Origin of the sequence: Microbacterium sp. B35-04, from assembly GCF_010634885.1 — a bacterium.
Lineage (GTDB): Bacteria > Actinomycetota > Actinomycetes > Actinomycetales > Microbacteriaceae > Microbacterium.
Window position 1 is genome coordinate 51130 of the sequence record NZ_MWLP01000014.1, and the last position, 22108, is coordinate 73237.

General features: G+C 71.5%; 16 protein-coding genes. 6 read left to right on the forward strand and 10 right to left on the reverse strand.

Features of this window, described 5'->3' with window-relative positions:
* Positions 1-85: 85 nt before the first annotated feature.
* Positions 86-238, reverse strand: coding sequence for a hypothetical protein (locus tag B1729_RS04375; protein WP_163630909.1), 153 nt, complete (start codon positions 236-238; stop codon positions 86-88).
* 90 nt (positions 239-328) lie between these two features.
* On the opposite strand from B1729_RS04375, the gene B1729_RS04380 reads away from it, so the two are divergent.
* Entirely contained in the window at positions 329-4687 is a 4359-nt protein-coding gene (locus B1729_RS04380) for a hypothetical protein (RefSeq protein WP_163630911.1), read from the forward strand.
* Here the strand turns inward: B1729_RS04380 and rsmI are convergent.
* Positions 4660-5478: a 16S rRNA (cytidine(1402)-2'-O)-methyltransferase gene (rsmI, locus tag B1729_RS04385; protein ID WP_163630913.1), complete on the reverse strand. Its 819-nt coding sequence runs from the start codon at positions 5476-5478 to the stop codon at positions 4660-4662. The genes B1729_RS04380 and rsmI overlap by 28 nt on opposite strands.
* 23 nt (positions 5479-5501) lie before the next feature.
* On the opposite strand from rsmI, the gene B1729_RS04390 reads away from it, so the two are divergent.
* Positions 5502-7190, forward strand: a complete 1689-nt coding sequence (locus B1729_RS04390) for a glycosyltransferase family 39 protein (protein ID WP_239539409.1) — start codon at positions 5502-5504, stop codon at positions 7188-7190.
* Positions 7191-7203: 13 nt separating this feature from the next.
* On the opposite strand, the gene B1729_RS04395 is transcribed toward B1729_RS04390, so the two are convergent.
* Genes B1729_RS04395 through B1729_RS04425 form a run of 7 tightly spaced genes read right to left on the reverse strand, consistent with a single transcriptional unit; the run spans position 7204 to position 13501 of the window.
* Positions 7204-9069 (reverse strand): DUF255 domain-containing protein, encoded by a 1866-nt coding sequence (locus tag B1729_RS04395; RefSeq protein WP_163630915.1) that lies wholly within the window; start codon positions 9067-9069, stop codon positions 7204-7206.
* A 28-nt stretch (positions 9070-9097) separates the two neighbouring features.
* Positions 9098-9934 (reverse strand): aldo/keto reductase, encoded by an 837-nt coding sequence (locus B1729_RS04400; protein ID WP_163630917.1) that lies wholly within the window; start codon positions 9932-9934, stop codon positions 9098-9100.
* A gap of 32 nt (positions 9935-9966) precedes the next feature.
* Positions 9967-10776 carry an ABC transporter permease gene (locus B1729_RS04405; protein WP_163630919.1) on the reverse strand — a complete coding sequence of 270 codons (810 nt, stop codon included), beginning with the start codon at positions 10774-10776 and terminating at the stop codon, positions 9967-9969.
* Positions 10773-11696: an ABC transporter ATP-binding protein gene (locus tag B1729_RS04410; RefSeq protein ID WP_163630921.1), complete on the reverse strand. Its 924-nt coding sequence runs from the start codon at positions 11694-11696 to the stop codon at positions 10773-10775. The genes B1729_RS04405 and B1729_RS04410 overlap by 4 nt, the downstream gene beginning before the upstream one ends.
* The gene (locus B1729_RS04415) at positions 11693-11989 is read right to left on the reverse strand and encodes a transcriptional regulator (protein ID WP_163618607.1); all 297 of its coding nucleotides are present in this window, start codon (positions 11987-11989) and stop codon (positions 11693-11695) included. Before B1729_RS04415 ends, B1729_RS04410 begins: the two co-directional genes overlap by 4 nt.
* A complete protein-coding gene (locus B1729_RS04420; protein ID WP_163630923.1) occupies positions 11982-12683 on the reverse strand; it encodes a hypothetical protein in 702 nt (233 codons plus the stop codon). The genes B1729_RS04415 and B1729_RS04420 overlap by 8 nt, the downstream gene beginning before the upstream one ends.
* Positions 12680-13501: a CPBP family intramembrane glutamic endopeptidase gene (locus B1729_RS04425; protein WP_163630925.1), complete on the reverse strand. Its 822-nt coding sequence runs from the start codon at positions 13499-13501 to the stop codon at positions 12680-12682. The genes B1729_RS04420 and B1729_RS04425 overlap by 4 nt, the downstream gene beginning before the upstream one ends.
* A 116-nt stretch (positions 13502-13617) precedes the next feature.
* On the opposite strand from B1729_RS04425, the gene hrpA reads away from it, so the two are divergent.
* Both hrpA and B1729_RS04435 read left to right on the forward strand, forming a co-directional pair.
* Positions 13618-17631 (forward strand): ATP-dependent RNA helicase HrpA, encoded by a 4014-nt coding sequence (gene hrpA / locus B1729_RS04430; RefSeq protein WP_163630927.1) that lies wholly within the window; start codon positions 13618-13620, stop codon positions 17629-17631.
* Between the two features lie 61 nt (positions 17632-17692).
* Positions 17693-18634: an NADP-dependent oxidoreductase gene (locus B1729_RS04435; protein ID WP_163630929.1), complete on the forward strand. Its 942-nt coding sequence runs from the start codon at positions 17693-17695 to the stop codon at positions 18632-18634.
* Positions 18635-18643: 9 nt separating this feature from the next.
* On the opposite strand, the gene B1729_RS04440 is transcribed toward B1729_RS04435, so the two are convergent.
* Positions 18644-19495 carry a sulfurtransferase gene (locus B1729_RS04440; protein ID WP_163630931.1) on the reverse strand — a complete coding sequence of 284 codons (852 nt, stop codon included), beginning with the start codon at positions 19493-19495 and terminating at the stop codon, positions 18644-18646.
* 138 nt (positions 19496-19633) lie between these two features.
* On the opposite strand from B1729_RS04440, the gene B1729_RS04445 reads away from it, so the two are divergent.
* The gene (locus B1729_RS04445; protein WP_163630933.1) at positions 19634-21040 is read left to right on the forward strand and encodes a PLP-dependent transferase; all 1407 of its coding nucleotides are present in this window, start codon (positions 19634-19636) and stop codon (positions 21038-21040) included.
* A 41-nt stretch (positions 21041-21081) separates the two neighbouring features.
* Positions 21082-22107 (forward strand): Gfo/Idh/MocA family oxidoreductase, encoded by a 1026-nt coding sequence (locus B1729_RS04450; protein WP_163630935.1) that lies wholly within the window; start codon positions 21082-21084, stop codon positions 22105-22107.
* Position 22108 lies beyond the last annotated feature (1 nt).

Genomic DNA, 22108 nt, shown 5'->3' on the forward strand with positions numbered 1-22108 from the left:
ACGAGTCTAGTTCGACGGGATGCCGCCGCCGCCGCTGTGACCGGACGCCGTCGGGCGCGTCGGGGAAACGCCCCGAACGTAATACTCAGGCGCTCTCGCGCACCACGAGGGTCGTCGGCAGTGTGATGGGCGCGGGGTGCGCGCCGGCGACGCGCAGACCGGCCAGGGAGGACGAGCGAGGAGCGGATTGCTTCAACTGGTCGCGCCGGAAGGCGGTATCCGGTAGGTTCTCGCTCAAGTCGGTGGTCTGCACATTCTCAGACCTATCCGGCGAGAGGCTGTGGGCGCCTCAGTTTGGGCGTCGGCCTCCTCCGAAGGAAGGTCAGCCATGTCGCGCACCCGCTTCGTCTCCCTCGTCGCCGTCGGCGCACTCCTCGGCGCGCTGCTGGTGCCCGTCGCGGGCGCTGGCGCAGCGACAGCCGCCACGCTCGAGCCTTCGGGCCTGGAGACGGGTTTCGAGCTCGACGGCGACAAGGTCGGAGGCGCTCCCCCCGCCACCTTCGACTGGGACTCCTTCCTCACCCCGCCCGCACCGGACGGCAGCTACACCTTCACCCCGACGGGGCCCTACACGACCGCCGAAGGGCTGCCGTCGACGGGCATCCTCGATGCCGCCTTCTCGTGGGACAACGGCAGCCTCGCCGGCGCCTGCCCTGATACCGCCGATGCGACCGGCGCTCCGGGCTCTCAGACTCCGAACACGGTCCCGTGGGCGCCCGGCCCTGCGAACGTGAACGAGAAGGGCGACATCTGCAGTACGGGCTCGGCGTACGAGGTGGTGACCGACGACCAGGGCCGGCGGCACGCCATCCTGTACGCCTACTGGACGCGGCTGGTCGGCAACGGCAGTCTGAGCTTGCTCCAAAGCCTGGAAGGACCCGCCGCAGGCCGATGCGACGACATCCTGGTGGTGTTCGACTACGAGTCGAACCTCGGCACGGTGACGGTGCACTTCCGCCGCTGGACGCCGACGGCGAACGACGCATGCGCGAATCCGAACGGTCCGGGACAGTGGGTCGACACCGGTCAGCCCGTCGACTTCGCCTGGTCGGTCGGCGTGCGCACCGAGGGCCCTCTGCCGGTCGGCAACCAGCCGCAGGCGACGTTCGGAGAGTTCGCCGTCGACCTCACCACGGCTGGGCTGTTCGACCCCTCGGCCTGCAGCTCATTCTCGGTGTCGACCCAGATCTCACGCACCGGGTCGGACTTCACCGCGCAGACGCAGGACTACCTGGACGCCGCCGACCCGCTCACCATCTCGAACTGCGGCACGCTCACGGTGACGAAGGACGTCGTCCCAGCGGGATTCGCCTCCGACGATCGCTTCGACTACCGCGTGGATCGCGCGAGCGCGGGCATCGTGCTTCCCGACTCCGGTGCGACCGAGATCGTCGACGACCTCGGCATCGATGAGACGGACACGTTCCCGAACGTGCTCGCGGCGACGGACTACCGTCTGACCGAAGCGCTGACCGCGCCATGGGCGCAGCAGTCGATCGTGTGCACGACGACACGACCGGGCACCGCCGAGCCGATCGTGTTCGAGCTCAGCACTCCCACCGACCCCTTCACCGTCTACCCGGATGCACAGACCGACTGCGTGATCACGAACGCCATCTCGACGGTCACCGTGACCAAGCAGACGCTCCCCGACGGATCGCCCCAGGAGTTCTCGTTCGATGTCGGAGGCAACGCCGCGACGCTCACCGACGGGGAGAGCGCCACCTTCGCGTTCGCGCCCGGCTCGACGGTCGACATCACCGAGGTCGTGCCCGACGGCTGGGTCGGCGAGCCCGACATCACATGCAGCGACCCGAACTCGGTGATCAACGAATCCGACGCCTTCGCGGAGGTGACGACGGTCGCCGGGCAGGATGTGTCGTGCACCTTCACGAACACGCAGCTGAGCACCATCGTCATCAGCAAGGAGGCGTTCGGGACACCGCCGAACACCGAGTTCGCCTTCACCGGCACGTGGACGTCCGGGTCGCCGGCCCTTCCTGCCGGAGGCGGCTTCTCGATCAACGCCGAGACCGGCGACGGCACGAACTACACCCAGACCTTCACCGGGGTGACCCCCGGCCAGTACTCGGTGACGGAGCCCGGCGGCCAGCACGGCACCCTGCTCGGATCGCTGATCTGCACGATCGGCGGACAGGACGTGGTCTTCGACACCGCGACCGCGGCCTTCGACCTCGCGCCGGGCGACACCGTCACGTGCTACTTCGTCAACGCCAGCCCGGGACAGATCATCGTCGTCAAGGAGTCCGACCCGTTCGAGTACGACGAGGACTTCGCGTTCCAGTTCGGGCCCTCAGGCGAGGAGCCCACGGACACATTCACGCTGAACCCCCTCCCCGGTCAGGCGACGTGGGTCAGTCCGGCGCTCGAGGGCGGCCAGTACGACATCAGCGAGGACCTGGGGGCTCTGCCCAACTGGACCCTGACGGACATCACCTGCGAGGTCTCCGACGGAGGCAGCTCGGCAATCGACCTCCAGACGCTGACCGCGACGGTGGACCTCCCGCCGGCGGGCATCGCTCAGTGCGTCTTCCTCAACACGGCCGATCCGGTGTCGCTCCAGTTGGAGAAGACGGCCACCGGCATCGCCGACGGCGTTCCCTGGTCGTTCGACTTCCTGCTCACCGACATCGCGACGGGCGACGTCCGCACCATCACGCTCACGTCCGAAGCCCCGTCGATCGAAATCACCGACATCGCCCCGGGGACCGAGTACAGCCTGACCGAAGTCGCGCAACCCGGGTGGACCAGCGCGCTCGAGTGCGATGTGGTCGACACGAGGACCGGCGAGGACGGCTGGCAGTTCACCCTGGAACCCGGCACCTCATTCGTCTGCACCGCCGAGAACACGGCGGCTCCGGCATCCGTGTCGGTCACCAAGAGCGTCACCGGCGTGACGAGCGACTATGAATGGTCGTTCCCGTTCGCGCTGACGCCCTCCGAGGGCGTCACGCCCGTCGGCGGCGCTCAGTCGATCTCCGGGACCGGTCCGGGTTCCCAGACGGCCACATGGACGGGCCTGCTCGCCGGCGAGACCTACACGCTGACCGAGCAGTCCGCGGCGGGCTGGGTGCAGGGCACGCTCACCTGCACCGGGATCGACGACTCCAACGCCGACCCCGCTGCGGTGACCTTCGTCGCCCAGCCGGGCGTCGCGGTCGCCTGCGCCATCCAGAACGTCCCCGAGCCCATCGACATCACGATCGCCAAGACCGCGCTCGGCGGCGACTCGACGTTCCAGTGGGTGCTGACGCCGATCGATCCCGCGGGTGAGGCGATCGTCGCGTCGGTGGCCACCGAGGGCGGCACGGGCATTGCGACGTTCACGGGTCTCACCCCGGGCGGACTCTACTCGCTGTCGGAGATCGACCTGCCGGGCTGGATCGAGGGCGAACTCCTCTGCACCGTCGCCCACGCCGATGGCGAGATCACGGAGCTCGATGTGACCGGCTTCCTCGTCGAGCCCGGCGACCAGATCTCCTGCGACCTCGAGAACATCGCGGTCGGACGCATCGTCGTGGTAAAGAACGTCGAGGGCGCGGACGGGACGTTCGACTTCACCGGCTCGTGGCTCGACCCCGAGAACTTCTCGATCGAGACGTCCGACGGCACCGGATCAGCCACTTTCCTGGACATCACCCCGGGAGAGTACGAGGTCACGGAGTGGTCGCCCGAGGGGTATGACAACACGGAGCTCCTCTGCGCCGACAGCGACCCCGAGGGCGGCGCGTCGACGGTGGAAGACCTCGTCGGCACGATCGTGCTCGACCCCGGTGAGATCGTGGTCTGCACCTTCACGAACACGCAGTGGGGCTCGATCGTCGTCGACAAGACGACCCTGCCCGCCGGCTCGCCGCAGGAGTTCGACTTCGAGTGGGGTCCCGATGGGGCGGAGTTCACCCTCACCGACGAGTCCGACCCCTACTCCACGGGCCTCGTCGCCCCCGGCGAGTACACGGTCACCGAGACGACCGTGCTCGAGCGCTGGATGCTCGACGACGTCGAGTGCGTCGGCTCGGAGAGCGACCCGCTCGTCGAGGGGTCGTCGGTGGCGGTCGTGGTGCCGCTTCAGGCCACGGTGTACTGCACGTTCGTGAACGCCTACCTCGCTCCGCTCGAGATCGCGAAGTCGGTCGCGTCCGGGCCCACTGCGCAATCCGACGGCGCATACGCCATCTCATACTCGCTGACCGTGACGAACCCCGGCGCTCTCGCCGACACCTACGACCTCGACGACGAGCTGCGCTTCGGCGCAGGCATCACCGTGGTCACGGCCACCGTGGCGTCGGTCGACGGCCTCCCCGTCGAGCCGGGCTGGGACGGCATCGAAGACACGCGAGTCGCCACCGCCGTCACGATCGACGGCGGACTGACCCACACCTACGAAGTCCGCGTGACGGCCCGCGTCGCGGCGAACATCACCACCGATCAGGCGGACTGCACGACCGGGTCGGATGCCGAGGGCACGGGGCTGCTCAACGCCGCCACGATCGCGTTCACCGACGGGGATGCCGCCGCCACCGCCTGCGCGCCGGTCCCGGCGTCGCTGCCGCCGACGGGCGTCACCCTGACCGCCCTGTGGGTCGGGCTGGTGATGCTCGCGGGCGGTGGGATCCTGTTCGCGATCCGCCGGCGCCGCTACCCGCGTGCGGAGAGCGCGGCCTGATACAGCTCGCGGCTGGAGTGTCCGGTCTCACCGGACACTTCGGCGGCGGCTGCCTTCAGCCGGGTGCCGTCGCGGACGAGCCCGAGAACCTGTGTGACGGCGTCGGCGAAAGGCACCTCCCGCGCGGGCGCGCCTTCGACCACGATCACCAGCTCACCGCGCACACCGGCCTCGGCCCACGCGGCGAGGTCGGCGAGGGAGCCGCGCGCCACCTCCTCGTGGAGCTTCGTCAGCTCGCGGCAGACGGCGGCGCGACGGTCGGCGCCGAAGGCGGTCGCCATGTCGGCCAGCGTCGCCGCCGCACGCGAGGGCGCCTCGAAGAAGACCATCGTGCGGGGCTCGGAGGCGAGGCCCCGGAAGGCCGCCGCGCGCTCCCCCGGCTTGCGGGCCACGAAACCCTCGAACGTGAAGCGGTCGGTCGGCAGCCCCGATACCGCGAGCGCGGTCACGACGGCGCTGGGCCCCGGAATAGCGGTCACCTCGACGCCCGCGGCGGCCGCCGCTGCCACCAGCCCGTAGCCGGGGTCGCTCACCGTGGGCATGCCGGCGTCGCTCAGCACGAGCACGTCCTGGTCGCGGGCGAGCTCGACGAGCTCGGGCGCCCGCTCCTTCTCGTTGTGGTCGTGGAGCGCGATCAGCCGCGGGCGGTTCGCGATGCCGAGAGCGGCCAGCAGGCGCTGGGTCGTGCGAGTGTCCTCGGCGGCGATGACGGTCGCCTCGGAGAGGGCCTCGACGAGGCGGCGGGACGCGTCCCCGAGGTTTCCGATCGGGGTCGCCGCGAGGATGATCACGCCCTCAGCCTAGACTTGGCCGGGTGACGGATGCCCCGCGGCCCGCTGTCGACCGGCCCGCTGTCGACCCGCCCGCTGCCGACCCGCCCGCTGGGGACCAGCCCGCTGCCGACCCGCCCGCGGCCGACCCGCCCGCTGCCGACCCGCCCGCCGCGCCGCTCCTCCCCCCGGCACGACCGAGTCTCTACGACCGCTTCGCACGCCGCCTGAGCGAGGACGCGCGCGCCCGGCGGCTGTACGCATGGCTGGGGCCCGCGATCGTCCTCGTGATCGCCGCCGTGCTGCGCCTCTGGAACCTCGCCGCCGCGCACGACCTGATGAACCAGTTCGACGAGACGTACTACGTCAAGGACGCCTGGACGCTGCTGAACCTCGGGTACGAGGCATCCTGGCCCGGCGCTGGCAACGAGCGGTTCCTCTCGGGCGACCCCGGCGTGTTCACCACGAACCCGGCCTTCGTGGTGCATCCCCCGCTCGGCAAGTGGATCATCGCGCTGGGCATGATGGTGCTCGGCCCCGAGTCCGGGTGGGGCTGGCGCATCACGACCGCGCTCCTCGGCATCGCCTCGGTGCTCCTGCTGATGCTCATCGCGAAGCGCCTGACGAGGTCTACCACCTTCGCGGTCGTCGTGGGGCTCCTCATGGCCGTCGACGGCCTCGCGATCTCGATGAGCCGCGTCGCGCTGCTCGACACCCCGCTGACCTTCTTCGTGCTGCTCGCGTTCCTGTTCGTACTGCGCGATCGCGAGCGCACGATGACGCGCATCGCCGAGACGGTCGCCGCACGCCACGACGGCGACGAGCCGTCCGGTGCGAGACAGACCTCGTGGGGGCCCCTGCTGTGGAACCGGCCGTGGCTCATCGCGGCCGGTGCGGCGCTGGGCGCCGCGACCGCCGTCAAATGGTCGGGCGCGTGGGTGCTGGCGGGTCTCGGCGTCTACCTCGTGGTGACGGACGCGCTCGCCCGCCGGCGGGCGGGCGTGGTGTTCTGGCCGACGGATGCCGTGCGCCAGGGTCTCGTCACGTTCGTGCTGTTCGTCCCCGTCGCGGTGCTCGTGTACCTGGCGTCGTGGACCGGCTGGCTCGTCACCGACGGCGGGTACGACCGTCATGCCGGAAGCAACCCGCTCGAGAGCCTCTGGCTCTACCACGTGGCGATGTACACGTCGACGGCGGGCATCACCTCGGCCCACGCGTACGCCAGCCCGGCCTGGCAGTGGCCGCTCCTGATCCGGCCGACCGGCGTCTACTACCACCACGACGCGTTCGGCGTGAACGGATGCACCGCCCCGAACGGGTGCAGCGAAGTCATCGCGACGATGCCGAACCCGCTCATCTGGTACGCAGGAGTGGCCGCGGTCCTGTACGTGGCGTACCGCTTCGTGGTCGCCCGCGACTGGCGCTACGCGCTCGTGCTCACCGGCATCGCCGTCACGTACGTCCCCTGGCTGTTCCTGCCCGCGCGCACGGTGTTCCAGTTCTACACCGTGCTCATCCTGCCGTTCATGCTGCTGGCGCTGACCTTCGCGCTCAAGGACATCGCCGGCCCCCCGACGGCGGGCACCTACCGCCGTCTGACCGGTCAGCGCCTGGTGCTGGTGTTCCTCGGGGTCGCGCTCGCGCTCTCCGTCTTCTGGTACCCGGTCATCTCGGCGGTCAACGTGCCGTACGACTTCTGGCACCTGCACATGTGGCTCGACAGCTGGGTCTGAGGCGGTCTGGGCCTCAGGCCTGCAGGTCCTCGGGGTCGGTGACCGGCAGTCGGCACGCGAAATCGCGGCAGTCGTAGGCGGTCGCCCGCCCGTCGCGCAGCGCCTTGTCGGCGAACAGCCCGAATCCGGCGTCCTCCCACGCGGTGACCTGCTCCGGCGACACGATGCTGACGACGTCGGCACGGATGCCGCGGGCCGCGGTCGCGATCGCGGCGCCGGTGTCCGTCGTGACGACCACGACCTGCCGCGGCGCGACGGCGACGCTCGTGGCGACCCGCAGCAGCGCGCCGTACGCGAGCGGCTGCGCGAGGGCGGCCGATGCGTGCGTCGAGACGAGCCGCTCGGCGAGAGCGCGGTACTGCTCGCCGGCGCCGAGGGTCCAGAGCGCCGCGGCTGCTTCGGCGAGCGCCGCCGGGCCGGAGGGCTCGTCGGCGTCGGAGGCGGCATCCGGCGCTCCGATCCCCTGCCGCGTCAGCACCGGGTCTCCTCCGCCGGGCACCGCCACGTGGCCGTCCGGTGCCACACAGGAGTCGACGAGCTCCCGCGCCCGGACCGCGTAGGCGACCTCGCCGGTCGCCACCGCGAGAGCGAGGAGTCCGCCCGCGAGCTGGCCGTGGTCGGCGAGGGTCGCGTGCGCCCGTGACGGGATCTCGTCGAGCGAGGCGCGCAGCAGCCGGCCGTCGGCGGCCACGTTCGTCTCGAGAACGGCGTCGGCCGCCCAGCGCGCGGCGTCGATCCACGACGCCTCGTCGAGGCGTGCACCCGCACGGGCCAGCGCGCCGATCGCGAGGCCGTTCCAGCCGCTGACCACCTTGCCGTCCACGGCCGGCGGCTCGAGCGGGGCGCGCCCGGCGGCGTCGCGGAAGTAGTAGCCGCCCTCGCTGCGGACGCCGTCGATCCACGACTCCGAGTCCTGGGCGGCGCCGAAACCGCCGCCCGGCTGCTGGAGCACCTCGATGAGGAAGCCGGCGATGCCGCGCGCGACATCGTGCCGAGCGTCCGCCGTGTCCATCGCCGCTGCGTCCATGGCGACATCCAGCAGCTGGGCGTTGTCGGTGAGCATGCGCTCGTAGTGGGGCACGGTCCAGTCGGGGCGGGTCGCGTAGCGGAAGAAGCCTCCCTCGACGGCGTCGCGCAGCGGCGACGACGCCATGGCCGCGAGAGCACGGTCGGCGACGACGGATGCCTCCCCCGCCCGCTCCCGGACCACGCGGGTCTGCAGGAACCGCAGTGCCGTCGCCACCGGGAACTTGGGGGCGTCGGACGCGGGGTCGCCGAACCCGCCGTGGCGTGGATCCTCGCGGCCGGCGAGAGCGTGAGCCGCTGCGACGAGGTCGTCAGCGGCGGGCACGGCGTTCTGGGAGGCCGGCGCAGCGTCGCGCACGTCGGCGAGCGCGCCGGCGATCGCGTTCGCGGTCTCGTCGATCTGTTCGCGCCGTTCGGTCCACGCCTCCTGCACCGCGGCCAGCACCTGCCGGAAGGCGGGGAAGCCGGCGCGCGGCTGCGGCGGGAAGTAGGTGCCCGCATAGAACGGCCGGCCCTCTGGTGTCGCGAACACCGTGAGCGGCCACCCGAGGCTCGGGGTGAACGCGGCGGCCGCTGCCATGTACGCCGCATCGACCTCAGGGTGCTCCTCGCGGTCCACCTTGATCGACACGAAGCCGGCGTCGAGCTCCGCAGCGGTCGCTGCGTCCTCGAACGACTCGCGGGCCATCACGTGGCACCAGTGGCAGGTCGAGTAGCCGATCGACACCATCACGGGCACGTCCCGGCGCCGCGCCTCGGCGAACGCCTCCTCGCCCCACGGGAACCACGCGACCGGATTGCCCGCGTGGGCTCTCAGGTACGGGCTCGTTGCTTCCGCGAGACGTGGGTTCACGGCATCCGCTCCTCCCGCTCTCGAGCGGTCAGTTCAACTCGTCGGGGTGCGCGCTGACGCGACCGCTGCCGTCGCCGGGGTCCATCGCGTCGATGCCGGCCATCTCTTCGGGGGTGAGCTCGAAGCCGAAGACGTCGAGGTTCTCCTCGAGGCGCTCGCGACGCACCGACTTCGGGAAGACGATGAAGCCCTTCTGCAGGTGCCAGCGCAGCACGGCCTGCGCGGGCGTCCTGCCATGCGCCGCGGCGGCGGTCGCCACGGGCACCGCGTTGAAGAGGTCGTACTTGCCCTGTCCGAGCGGCCCCCAGGACTCGATCCTGACGTCGTGGGCCGCTGCCCAGTCGGTGATCTCGCGCTGCTGGTAGGCCGGGTGCAGCTCGATCTGGTTGACGGCGGGCGCGACGCCGGTGGCCGAGACGATCTTCTCGAGGTGGGGCACCAGGTGGTTCGAGACGCCGATGCTGCGCGTGAGGCCGGCGTCCCGCAGCTCGATGAGCTTCTCCCACGCGTGCAGATAGTTGTCGCGCGCCGGCGTCGGCCAGTGCACCAGGTACAGATCGACGCGCTCGAGCCCGAGCTTGTCGAGGCTCTCGGTGATCGCGGCGTTCGGCTCGTCGCCGTCGTGACGGTCGTTCCAGAGCTTCGTCGTGATGAACAGCTCGTCGCGCGGGATACTGCTCGCGGCGATCGCCGCTCCCACGCCCTCCTCGTTGCCGTAGATCGCGGCGGTGTCGATGTGACGGTAGCCGACCTCGAGCGCCTCGGCGACGGCCCGCTCGGTGTCGGCCGGCGGCACCTTGAAGACGCCGTAGCCGAGCTGCGGGATGGTGTTGCCGTCGTTCAAGGTCACGCTGGGGACTGTCATGTTTCCAGCCTAGGCGCGTCGCCGCGTGCCGGTCAGCGGTAGCGCTTGCCCTCGTCACGCTGGTAGAGCACCAGCGAGAGGACGAGCATCGCGACCGTCCACGCCAGGATCCCGACCCACACCCACCACTCGAGCGGACCGCCGGAGACGGCCCAGATCACGAACTCGCGGGCCTGCCGCGAGGGGGTGAACTTCGAGATCGCGTTGAGCCAGTCGGCGAAGAGGATCGGAGGCAGGAACAGCCCGCCGATGAACGCCAGCGCGAACATCACGATCTGGATCACGGCGATCGCCGCCTTGAAGGGGAACGCGTAGCCGACCGCCGTGCCGATCAGCATGAAGGGGACGGCCGACACCGCGAGCGCGATGAGTCCCGCAACGACCCGGTGCGGCGGCGCTTCGGCCGCGGTGAAGAGGCCGCCGATGACGATCACGGGCACGATGGCCACGATCCCCAGTGCGCCGGTGGAGAGGATCTGCGCCAGCACACGGGCGAGTCCCGGCGCGGGCAGCGTCCGCAGGTACGGATCCCACGGCTTCTCGCGGTTCTCCGAGATCGTGAGCCCGAACGAGAACAGCGCGTTCGCCATGACCGCGAACACGCACACCGAAATGACGGCCTGCGTCGCAAAGAGCGGGTGGTCGGCGACCGCGCGCTGGGGCACGACGAAGAACAGCAGCGAGACGGCCGGGAAGACGATGGTCCCGATCACGGCGATCGGCACACGGAACGTCTCGATGAGAACGTACCTCGCGTGCAGCGTCGTGAGGCGCAGGGTCGACGGCGGCGTTCGCCCGTCGGTTCGACGGGTCGCCGGCGCGGCGGTGGGCGAGCTGGTCATGCGACGTCCTTCCGGCGGGAGGCCGCCGCCGGGCCCGAGCCCGGCGCGGACGCCTCGGTGAGCGCGAGGAAGGCCTCCTCGAGCGTTGCTCCCCGCACGGTGAGAGCGCGGAAGTCGGCACCCGACACCACGAGCTCCCGCACGAACGCATCGGCGTCGGTCACGGTGAACATCTCGCGCCCGTCGATACTCTCGTGCTGCACGACGCTCGGGAGTGCGGCGATCGCGCCGCTGTCGGACGCGGACAGCTCGACGCGGCTGACGCCCACGCGCGAGATCACGCGCGCGACGGTGTCGTCGGCGAGCACGCGCCCGTCTCCGAGCACCACGACGCGCTGGGCGAGCGCCTCGATCTCTTCGAGGTAGTGGCTGGTGACGACGACCGTCGCACCCGCCTCGTGCTGGCGACGGATGGCGGCCCATAGCGTGCGGCGCGCATCCACGTCGAGGCCGGTCGTCGGCTCGTCGAGGAGGACGAGCCGCGGGCGCCCGACGAACGCGAGGGCGACCGCGACACGTCTCTTCTGGCCGCCGGAGAGCGACCCGCACTGCCGCCGCAGCAGCTCGTCGAGGCCGAACTCCACGGCCAGCTCCCCCGTCGGCGCCCGATCGGCGAAGTGTCCGCCGACGTAGTCGAGCACCTCGCCGACGCGCAGCGTGTCGGGCAGTGCGGTCTCCTGCGGGGTCGATCCGAGCAGGCGTCGCGCGTGCGCGTCGGAGGGGTCTGCGCCGAACAGTGTCACTCGCCCGGAGGTCGGGCGGCGCAGACCCTGCAGCAGCGAGAGGAGCGTGGTCTTGCCCGCCCCGTTGGGCCCGAGGAGCCCGACGATGACGCCGGGGTCGATCCCGAGGCTGACGTCGTCGACGGCGACGAGATCTCCGTAGCGGCGTGTGACGTGTGCGAACTCGGCGATGGTCATGCGGATTCTCCCAGCACGGATCGGAGGGTCTCGACGTAGTCCTCGAAGGCGCGTCGCCCCTGTTTGGTGAGAGCCAGATACGTCACCGGCGTGCGCCCGCGGTGGGTCTTGTCGACCGCGACGTACCCCGCCTCCTCGAGCTTGCGCAGGTGCGTGGACAGGTTGCCCGCGGTCATGTCGAGCAGCTCCTGCAGGCGGGGGAAGGTGATGCTCTCACCCGCGTCGAGCGTCGCCAGCGCCGCGGTGATGCGCAGCCGCGCGGCGGCGTGGATGATCGGATCCAGCTCACTCATCGGCGTCCTCGTCGGGCTCGGGACGGCGACGGCTCTCGCGCAGCCACAGCCAGGCGACCAGCGCACCCACCAGGAAGACGCCGCCGCCCGCGAGCGCGAACACCAGGTAGTGGGTGGGATAGCCGAAGAAGGGGGCCACGGCGGCGACGACGAGGATCCAGGCGCCCATCGCGATCGACTGCCAGTTGCGCCAGATTCCGCCGGCCAGCACGTACATGATGCCGACGAAGATCGTCGCCGACGTCGGGTAGTAGATGCTGCCCAGCTCCGGCGGCATCCCGTTCACCACCAGTGCGCGACCGAGCGCCATGATCGCAAGGAACCCGATGGGCCACGTGAGTCCGAACACGATGCCGGTCCACGCCGCGCCGGGAGCCTGACGGATGCCGCGGCCCATGCGCGCCCCCACGACAGCGCTGACGACCAGCGCTCCCGCCATGAGCACCGCGAATGCCACCGCGGCCACCGCGACGGGGATCGCGAAGGCGGGCCGCGCTCCATCGATCATCCACAGCAGCAGGAACCCGACGAACCACGCCAGCCCCCAGGCGAGCAGGATGACCGGGACGCCGGCGGCGAGGCGCCGAGTCATCCGATCCTGCTCGGAGCGGACCAGCTCCAGCATCGCCGCGACTTCGCGCGGATCGTCCCGCATGTCGTCACCCGGGCCGGCGGGCGGATCGGGAAGGATCATGATGCTCCGTTCGCGAGGAGGAAGGGCACGGCGAGGGCGGGCAGCGACGTGAGCAGGTCGACCAGGAAGTGGGCGACGATGATGGGCAGCAGCCGGCGCTGTCGCCACGCGATGAGACCGGAGCCGACTCCCCAGACGAAGAAGGCGCACGCGTACACGAGCACCGCGTCGGGCGTCGGCGCGTACCAGACATGCTGCAGCCCGTAGAACGCCGATGCCACGAGGATCGCGACGACCACCGGCATCCGTCTCGTCAGATCCTGCTGCGCCGTGCCGCGGTACAGCAGCTCTTCTGCGGGAGCGTTCAGCGGCGCGAAGGTCACCACGGCGACGACGGCCAGCACGGCGGCGACCCCCGGAGAGACGGGGAAGCTCGCCTCGGGATCGAAGAAGACGGTCTCGAACGCGACGTACATGGCATCGCCGTGCAGCAGCGCCATCACCAGCATGACGGTCAGCGTGAACGGCACGTAGAGCACCACCAGCCACAGCAGGCCCCACAGGATGTCGCGGCCCAGCCGGCCGCGGCGGTAGCCGACGAGATCGCCCACGTGGCGGCCCTGCGATCGCAGCCGCCGTACCACCAGCGCGAGGCACACGAGGTTGACCGGCAGCATCGCGATCGCAGCGAACATCGGCGGCAAGGGGTACGGCATCCACTCCGCACTGAGGCCGACCACGAGCCACGCCAGCGTGCAGGCCACCGCGACCAGTGCCACGCGCAGGGCCGGCAGGCCGATGCCCCAGGCGAGCGCGCCGTCGCCGGTCCGCGGTCGCGGGTGCGACGGCGCGGATCCGCGGTTCGTGTCGATCGTCATGTCAACTTTGTATCGCAAAGTTCTCTGCGACACAACCCCCTTTGCGCGGCCCCCTCGCACGACGTGACGCGGCAGGCAGGGCTGACCGGCCGGCGGACGGGATACGATCGAAGGCTATGTCTGCGCCCGCACCCGTCATCTCGTTTCCGCCGGAGCTTCCCGTCAGCGCCGCGCGGGACGAGATCGCGCGCGCGATCCGCGACAACCAGGTCGTCATCGTGGCCGGTGCGACCGGCTCGGGCAAGACGACCCAGCTCCCCAAGATCGCGCTGGAGCTCGGCCGCACGCGCATCGCCCACACGCAGCCCCGCCGCATCGCTGCCCGGACGATCGCCGAGCGCATCGCCGAGGAGATGCAGGTGCCGCTCGGCTCGACCGTCGGCTACAAGGTGCGCTTCACCGACAAGGTGTCGGAGGAGACGCGCATCGCTCTCGTGACCGATGGGATCCTCCTCAACGAGATCCACCGAGACCGGCTGCTGCGTCGCTACGACATGGTCATCGTCGACGAGGCCCACGAGCGGTCTCTCAACGTCGACTTCCTGCTCGGGTACCTGCGGCGGATCCTCCCCAAGCGCCCCGATCTCAAGGTCGTCATCACCAGTGCGACGATCGACCCGCAGAGCTTCGCCGAGCACTTCGCGAAACCCGACGGCACCCCTGCGCCCATCATCGAGGTGTCGGGACGCACCTACCCGGTGGAGATCCGCTACCGCCCGCCGGCTCGCCCCACCAAGGACGCGGACGAGACCGACGACGTCGACGGCATCACGTCGGCGCTTCGCGAACTGGACCGGGAGCCCGCGGGCGACGTGCTGGTCTTCCTTCCCGGCGAGGCCGAGATCCGGGACGCCGCGGATGCGGTGCGGGGCATGTACGCGAAGGATGCCGCACCCACCGAAGTGCTGCCGCTGTACGGGCGGCTCTCGGCGGCCGAGCAGCACCGCGTGTTCGAGCGGTCGCGGGTCGCCGGCATCCGTCGTCGTGTGATCCTCGCGACGAACGTGGCCGAGACGAGCCTTACGGTGCCCGGCATCCGGTACGTCGTCGACACCGGCACGGCCCGCATCTCGCGGTACAGCAACCGCAGCAAGGTGCAGCGTCTGCCGATCGAGGCCGTGTCGCAGGCGTCCGCGCAGCAGCGCTCCGGCCGCGCCGGACGCACCAGCGACGGCATCGCGATCCGGCTGTACTCCGAGGAGGATTTCGACAGCCGGCCCGAGTTCACCGAGCCCGAGATCCTGCGCACGAGCCTGGCCTCGGTCATCCTGCAGATGCTGTCGCTCGGGTTCGGCGACATCTCGTCGTTCCCGTTCCTCACCCCGCCGGACTCCCGCGGCGTGAAGGCGGCGTTCGACCTGCTGGTCGAGCTCGGCGCTGTGACGGATCGGTCGTTGAGCGAGCGAGGAACGAGCGAGACGAAACGCCACCCGACGCTCACCGACCTCGGCCGCGAGATCGCGCGCCTGCCGATCGACCCGCGCTTCGCCCGCATGCTCGTCGAGGCCCGCCGCACCGGGGTCCTCCGCGACGTGCTGGCGATCGTCGCGGGGCTGTCCATCCAGGATGTGCGGGAGCGCCCCGAAGACCGGCGCGAGGAGGCCGACCGCCTGCACGCGCGGTTCACCGACCCGACCAGCGACTTCGTGAGCCTCCTGAACCTCTGGAACCATCTGCGGGAGAAGCAGTCCGAGCTCGGCTCGAGCGCGTTCCGGCGGCTGTGCCGCGCCGAGCACCTCAACTATGTGCGCGTCCGCGAGTGGGCCGACGTGCACCGGCAGCTGAGCACCCTGGTGAAAGCTCCGCGCCCTTCGACAGGCGCAGGGACCGGTCACGCAGGCGCAGAGACCGGTCACGCAGAGTCAGGGAGCGGTCACGGAGGCGCCGCCGACGCCGACCAGATCCACAAGGCGATCCTCTCGGGCCTGCTGTCGCAGCTCGGCATCCTCGACGAGCGCACGACCGGCACCGCCGTACGCGGCCGATCGTCCGACCGTGCCGACCGCGCCGACCAGCGCCGCGGCGCCGAGTACCTGGGCTCGCGTGGCACGCGCTTCGCGATCTTCCCGGGCTCGGGGCTCAAGAAGAAGCGCCCGAGCGCGGTGATGGCGGCCGAGGTCGTCGAGACCAGCCGGCTGTTCGCCCGCACGGTCGCCGCGATCGACCCGGAGTGGGCCGAGCCGCTGGCAGGCGACCTCGCCAAGCGGTCGCTGAGCGAGCCGCACTGGTCGAAGGCGTCGGGTGCGGCATCCGCCTACGAGAAGGTCACGCTGTTCGGGCTCGAGATCGTGCCGAAGCGCCGTGTGCAGCTCGCACGTTTCGACCGTCCGTTCGCGCGCGAGCTGTTCCTGCGCCACGCGCTGGTCGAGGGCGACTGGGACTCGACGCACCTCGACAAGCGGCTGACCGCCTTCAAGCGGCGCAACCTGGAGCTGCGGCGGCGCCTCGAGAAGGTCGAGGAGCGCGAGCGGCGCCGCGACATCCTGGTGGGTGACGAGGCCGTGTACCGCTTCTACGACGCGCGGATCCCGCGCGACGTGTTCGACGCGCGGTCGTTCGAGGCGTGGTGGCGCGAAGCCTCCGCCCGAACGCCGCGCCTCCTGGACATGACCGAGGCCGACCTCGTCGACGAGGCCTCGCGCGGCGATGAGCGCGACTTCCCGGCGCGGTGGACGCAGGGCGACCAGGTGCTCTCGCTCGCGTACCGCTTCGAACCCGGTGCCGCCGACGACGGCGTCACGGCGGTCGTGCCGCTCGCGCTCCTCGCACAGCTGCGCCCGGACGGGTTCGACTGGCAGGTGCCGGGCATGCGCGACGAGCTCATCACGGCCCTGCTGCGCTCGCTTCCCAAGTCCATCCGCCGCCATGTGGTGCCCGCCGCCGACTGGGCGGCCACCTTCTCGGCCGACCTCGCCGCACAGGGTCCGGAGGCCCACGACGGCCTGCCGCCGACGGGGCTGCGAGAGGCGCTCGCCGCGCGGATCCAGCGCGTCGCGAGTCAGCCGGTGAGCACCGCCGACTTCGAGATGGAGCGCGTGCCCGGTCACCTGCAGGTCTCGTTCCGTGCGGTCGACGAACGCGGCCGTGCCGTCGGCTCGGACCGTGACCTCACGGCCCTTCAGGCACGGCTCGCCGACCGGGCACGGGCATCCGTCTCCCGCTCGCTCACCACGCGGGCGCCGGCGTCCGGGCCGGCGGCAGGCGTGCCGGCACCGCGATCGGCGGCCGCGCCGGGTGCTGCGGCGCGGCCCGAGTCGACGTTCGCCGAGCGCGCAGGGCTGACCGACTGGACGTTCGGCGACCTCCCCGAGGTCGTCGACACGAAGGTCGCCGGCGGCGTCGTGCGCGGCTACCCCGCGCTCGTCGACGAGAACGCCTCGGTGGCCGTCCGCATCGAGACCACTCCCGAAGCGGCGGCCCGTGCCACGCGGGCGGGCGTGCGCCGGCTCGTGCTACTGTCGGTCGCCTCTCCCACGGCGTACGTGCTCGAGCACCTGACGTCCGCCGAGAAGCTCGCGCTCGCGGCATCCCCGTATCCGTCGGCGAAGGCGCTGATCGAGGACTGCCGTGTGGCGGTGGCGGATGCCGTCATCACGCGCACCGCGGCGAACGGGCCGGTGCGCACACGGGCCGGCTTCGAGGCGGTGCGCGACGCGTTCTCGAGCGCCGTCGTGGACGAGCTCTTCCAGACCGTGTCGCTCGCCGCACGGATCCTCACGGCGTCGCGCGAGGTCGAGAAGGCGATGCGCGAGGGCAATTCGCTGACGCTGCTCGGCGCCCTCAACGACGTCAAGGGCCAGCTCGCGGGTCTGGTGTTCCCGGGCTTCGTGTCGCGCACCGGCACGGCGCGCCTCGCGCACCTTCCGCGGTACCTGCGTGGCGCGCTCGACCGCGTCCGCACCCTCGCCGACAATCCGGGCCGCGACCGGCAGCGGATGACGGAGTTCGAGCGCGCCGCGACCGTCTTCGCCGAGGCCGGCGGCACCATCCCGCCGCTCGATGACGCTCCGGGGCCGCTCGTGCACGCACGGTGGCTTCTCGAGGAGTACCGTGTGAGCCTGTTCGCGCAGTCGCTCGGCACGGCGGAGCCCGTGTCGCTGCAGCGGATTCAGCGAGCCCTGCGCGGCTAGGTGCTCGATGGGAGCAGTCCCTGCGCGAAGAGCGGCCTCGACGACAGGAGTTGCCCCCGCCATGACCACCGCGATCGTGTACACCGAGTTCGGCGGCCCCGAAGTGCTGCACGAGATCCCCGTCCCCGAGCCGGTGCCCGGCCCCGACGAGGTCGCGATCCGCGTCACCGCGGCCGGCGTCAACCCGATCGATGCGAAGCTGCGCTCCGGCGCACGCCCGTCGGGCGAGATCACCGAGCCGCGACGCGTGGGCGGCGACGGCGCGGGCGTCGTGGTCGCCGTCGGCGACGAGGTGGACGGGTTCCGGGCCGGCGACCCGGTCGTGTTCGCTGGTGCGTCCGGCGCGTACGCGACCGAGGTGGTCGTCCCCGCCGGGCGGGTCTTCGCCCGCGCACCGCACGTGAGCGCCGCCGAAGGCGCCGCACTCGGCATCCCGGTCGGCACCGCCTACCAGGCGCTGCGCTCGCTCGCCGTCGGCAACGGCGACACCCTCCTCGTGCACGGCGGATCGGGTGCCGTCGGGCAGGCGCTCATCCAACTGGCCGTGCTGTGGGGCGCGAGCGTCGTGGCGACCTCGTCCGAGCGCCGGTTCGAACGGGTGAGTGCGCTCGGCGCCACGCCCGTGGAGTACGGCGAGGGGCTCATCGACCGCGTGCGCGACGTCTCCCCGCACGGCGTGACGGTCGCGATCGACGCGGCCGGCACCGATGAGGCCCTGGAGACGTCGATCGAACTGGTGCCCGATCGGCAGCGGATCGCGACGCTGGTGCGGGGACGGGATGCCGCGGGCCGCGGCATCCGTGCGTTCTCGGGCGGGTCTCCCCAGCCGCTCACCGCTCAGCAGCAGGTGTGGCGCACCGAGGCTGTGCCGGTCGCGGTCGCCCTGATGGCGGCGGGGCGCTTCTCGGTGGAGCTCGGCCCGTCGTTCGCCCTCGCCGACGCAGCAGACGCGCACCGCGCGATCGAGGCGGGCGTGGACGGCAAGATCACCCTGGTGCCCTGACGCCGGCGGTCACACGCCGGCGGTGACCTCGGCCGGCGCGGCGCCGGTGGCGATCGGGCGCCCAGGAGTGTTCGACCACTGGCTCCATGAGCCCGGGTAGATGCCGAGCCGCAGTCCCGCCCGCTCGGCGGCGAACACCGCCTGCGCGGCGGTGACGCCCGACCCGCAGTAGGCGGCCGCGGTCACGTCCTCGGTGACGCCGACGGTGGCGAACAGCGCACGCAGGCTCGCGGCATCCCGGAAGCGCTCACCGTCCATGTACGCGCCGGTCGGAAGGTTCACGGCTCCGGGGATGTGCCCCGCGATCGGGTCGACGGGCTCGACCTCGCCGCGGTAGCGCTCGGCGGCGCGCACGTCGATGAGCACCCCGGAGGCGGCGAGCGCCGCGGCCCCGTCGATCGAGAGCACCGGCTCCGCCAGCGGGGCGAGCGACACGTCGCCCGGCTCGGGCACCACGGGTCCGGTCTCGAGCGGCAGGCCGGCGGCCGGCCACGCGCCGAGCCCACCGTCGAGGATGCGCACGTCGCCGACGCCCGAGCGCGTGAGCAGCCACCACGCGCGCGAGGCGCCGAGGGAACGGTCGTCGTCGTAGATCACGACGGTGTCGCCGTCGCGAAGGCCCCAGCGGCGGGCGGCGGCCTGCAGACCCTCGGTGGACGGGAGCGGATGCCGCCCATCCTCGGGCCGGCCGTGCTGCGAGAGCTCGGTCTCCATGTCGACGTACACGGCGCCGGGCACATGTCCCTCGAGGTGCTCGACGCTGCCGTCCGGACGGTCGAGGCGGTAGCGGACGTCGAGCACGCGGACGGCGCCGGCACGGATGAGGTCGTCGAGTTCTGCGGGGGTGATCAGCTGCGCCACTGGTCCATTCTGGCTTCCATTCCGGCTCGCCTCTCACCCGCGCGCGCTCTACCGCCGCGCGGGGGCGCCGGAGCCGGCGCCGCAACAGTTCGACACACGACGTACCGGCACGGCCCACCCGGCTCGACAATGGTCAGCATGCCTCGTGCCACCGACAACGACCTGCCGCCTCGTCCGGCCGCCCCTCGCTCGTTCGCGACGGCGCAGGTGCAGGCCGGGTTCGACTCCGGCGTCGCGGAGAACACCGCTGTTCCCGCCATCCACCAGTCCAACGGCTTCGAGTTCCGATCGCTGTCCGAGGCGCGCGACCTCTTCGCACTCCGCAAGGACGGCAACATCTACAGCCGGGCCGCGAACCCGACCGTGCTCGTGTTCGAGCGCAGGGTGGCCGAGCTCGAGGGCGGCATCGGCGCCGCGGGCGTGGCGTCCGGCCAGGCGGCCGTCGCGGTGGCGCTGCTCGCGCTCGCCAAGCAGGGCGAGCACATCGTCGCCGCGCGCCAGCTCTACGGCGGCACGGTCGACCTGCTGCAGGACACGTTCGCCGACTGGGGCATCGAGGTCTCGTTCGTCGACCAGGACGACATCGAGGCGTGGCGCGCCGCCGTGCGTCCGACCACCCGCGCGCTCTTCGCCGAGTCGATCTCGAACCCCATCGCGCAGGTGCTCGACCTCGGCGCGGTCGCAGCCGTCGCCCGCGCCGCGAGCGTGCCCCTCGTGATCGACAACACCGTCGCGACGCCGTACCTGCAGCGGGCCAAGGATTTCGGGGCCGACATCGTGGTTCATTCCGCGACGAAGTTCCTGGGCGGCCACGGCACCTCGCTCGGCGGGGTCGTCGTCGACCTGGGCACGTTCGACTTCACCGCCCAGCCCGAGCGCTGGCCCCAGCTGACGCAGACCTACCCGCGCGTCCCCGACGGCAGCCTCGTCGAGCGCTTCGGCCAGACGGGGTCGCCGTACATCGCGCTCGTCAAGACGAAGTACGTCCACGACCTGGGCCCGTCGCTGTCGGCGTTCAATGCCTTCCAGCTGCTGCAGGGTCTCGAGACGCTCGACCTCCGCATGCAGCGCCACACCGAGAGCGCGCTCGCCGTCGCGCGGTTCCTCGAGACCCATCCCGCGGTCGCGCGGGTGCACCACCCGGGGCTCGACTCCAGCCCGTGGCGGGCCCAGGCGCAGACCTACCTCCCGCACGGGGTGAGCTCGGTGTTCGCGTTCGATCTGCCCGCGACGGGCGATGCCGAGGCCGACTTCCGCCTCGTCGAGGAGTTCATCTCGCGCCTGCAGGTGGTCAGGCTCGTCGCCAACATCGGCGACGCCCGCAGCCTCGTCGCCCACCCCGCCTCGATGACGCACAGCCACATGTCGCCGACGCAGCTGGCCGAGGCCCACATCGGCCCGACGACGGTGCGCCTGTCGATCGGTCTGGAGGACGCCCGCGACATCGTCGACGACCTCGCCCGCGCGCTCGACCGGATCACCGAGAGCGCCCCGAGCGCCCAGAGCGCCGACGCGGCGCGGCAGCCGGAGGCCGTCGCGCGCTAGCAGATCGGGCGCCGGTGCGCTCCCGCCACTAGCCTCGTGTCATGACCTCAGAGTCCTCACCATCGGGCCGGCAGTCCCCCGGCTCGTCCTCCCCACGCTGGGGCATCCTCGGTCCCGGAGGCATCGCACGGGCATTCACCGCGGACCTCCGCACCGCGGGGCTCGACGTCGCCGCGGTGGGATCGCGTCGCCGCGAGACCGCGGAGGCGTTCGCCGCCGACTTCGACATCCCCCGCGCCCACGGCTCGTACGAGGACCTGGTCGCCGACCCCGACGTCGACATCGTCTACATCGCCACACCGCATCCGATGCATGCCGCCAACGCCCTGCTGGCGCTCGAGGCCGGAAAGCACGTGCTCGTCGAGAAGCCCTTCACGCTGAACGCCGCAGAGGCCGCAGCGGTCCGCGACGCCGCGGCCGAGCGCGGACTGCTCGCAATGGAGGCCATGTGGACGCGGTATCTGCCCCACATGGTGCGCATACGAGAGATCGTGGCCTCGGGCGCGCTCGGCGAGATCCGTGCGATCACCGCCGACCACACCCAGCGGATCTCGAGCGATCCCGCCCACCGGCTCAACGACCTGGCACTCGGCGGCGGCGCCCTGCTCGACCTCGGGATCTACCCGGTGTCGTTCGTGTGGGACATCCTCGGCGAGCCGCTGTCGATCGGGGCGTCCGCCCGCCTGGGCGACACCGGAGCAGACACCGAGATCGCCACCATCATGGCCCACGAGTCCGGGGCGCTCTCCACGACGCTCTCCGCCTCCCGCGCGGCCGGCCCCAACACGGCCGCGATCATCGGAACCGACGCCCGCCTCGAGATCGCGCGCGTCTGGTACACCCCGACGTCATTCCGTGTCGTCTCGCACGACGGCACGGTGCTCGAGGACTTCGTCTCCGACGTCGCCGGCCGCGGGATGCAGTACCAGGCGCTGGCGGCCGCGCGCTATCTCGCCGAGGGTCGCACCGACTCGGACGTGCTGCCCATCGACGAGACCGTCGCGATCATGGCCGCGCTCGATGAGATCCGCGCGCTCGTGGGCGTGCGCTACCCCGGAGAGGCCTGAC

Bases quoted from the DNA above. Each gene is read 5' to 3' on its own strand.
- B1729_RS04420 (WP_163630923.1), bottom strand. From the start codon at position 12,683: ATGATCCTTCCCGATCCGCCCGCCGGCCCGGGTGACGACATGCGGGAC.
- hrpA (WP_163630927.1), top strand. From the start codon at position 13,618: ATGTCTGCGCCCGCACCCGTCATCTCGTTTCCGCCGGAGCTTCCCGTC.
- B1729_RS04410 (WP_163630921.1), bottom strand. From the start codon at position 11,696: ATGACCATCGCCGAGTTCGCACACGTCACACGCCGCTACGGAGATCTC.
- B1729_RS04445 (WP_163630933.1), top strand. From the start codon at position 19,634: ATGCCTCGTGCCACCGACAACGACCTGCCGCCTCGTCCGGCCGCCCCT.
- B1729_RS04380 (WP_163630911.1), top strand. From the start codon at position 329: ATGTCGCGCACCCGCTTCGTCTCCCTCGTCGCCGTCGGCGCACTCCTC.
- B1729_RS04415 (WP_163618607.1), bottom strand. From the start codon at position 11,989: ATGAGTGAGCTGGATCCGATCATCCACGCCGCCGCGCGGCTGCGCATC.
- B1729_RS04405 (WP_163630919.1), bottom strand. From the start codon at position 10,776: ATGACCAGCTCGCCCACCGCCGCGCCGGCGACCCGTCGAACCGACGGG.
- B1729_RS04435 (WP_163630929.1), top strand. From the start codon at position 17,693: ATGACCACCGCGATCGTGTACACCGAGTTCGGCGGCCCCGAAGTGCTG.
- B1729_RS04425 (WP_163630925.1), bottom strand. From the start codon at position 13,501: ATGACGATCGACACGAACCGCGGATCCGCGCCGTCGCACCCGCGACCG.
- B1729_RS04450 (WP_163630935.1), top strand. From the start codon at position 21,082: ATGACCTCAGAGTCCTCACCATCGGGCCGGCAGTCCCCCGGCTCGTCC.
- B1729_RS04400 (WP_163630917.1), bottom strand. From the start codon at position 9,934: ATGACAGTCCCCAGCGTGACCTTGAACGACGGCAACACCATCCCGCAG.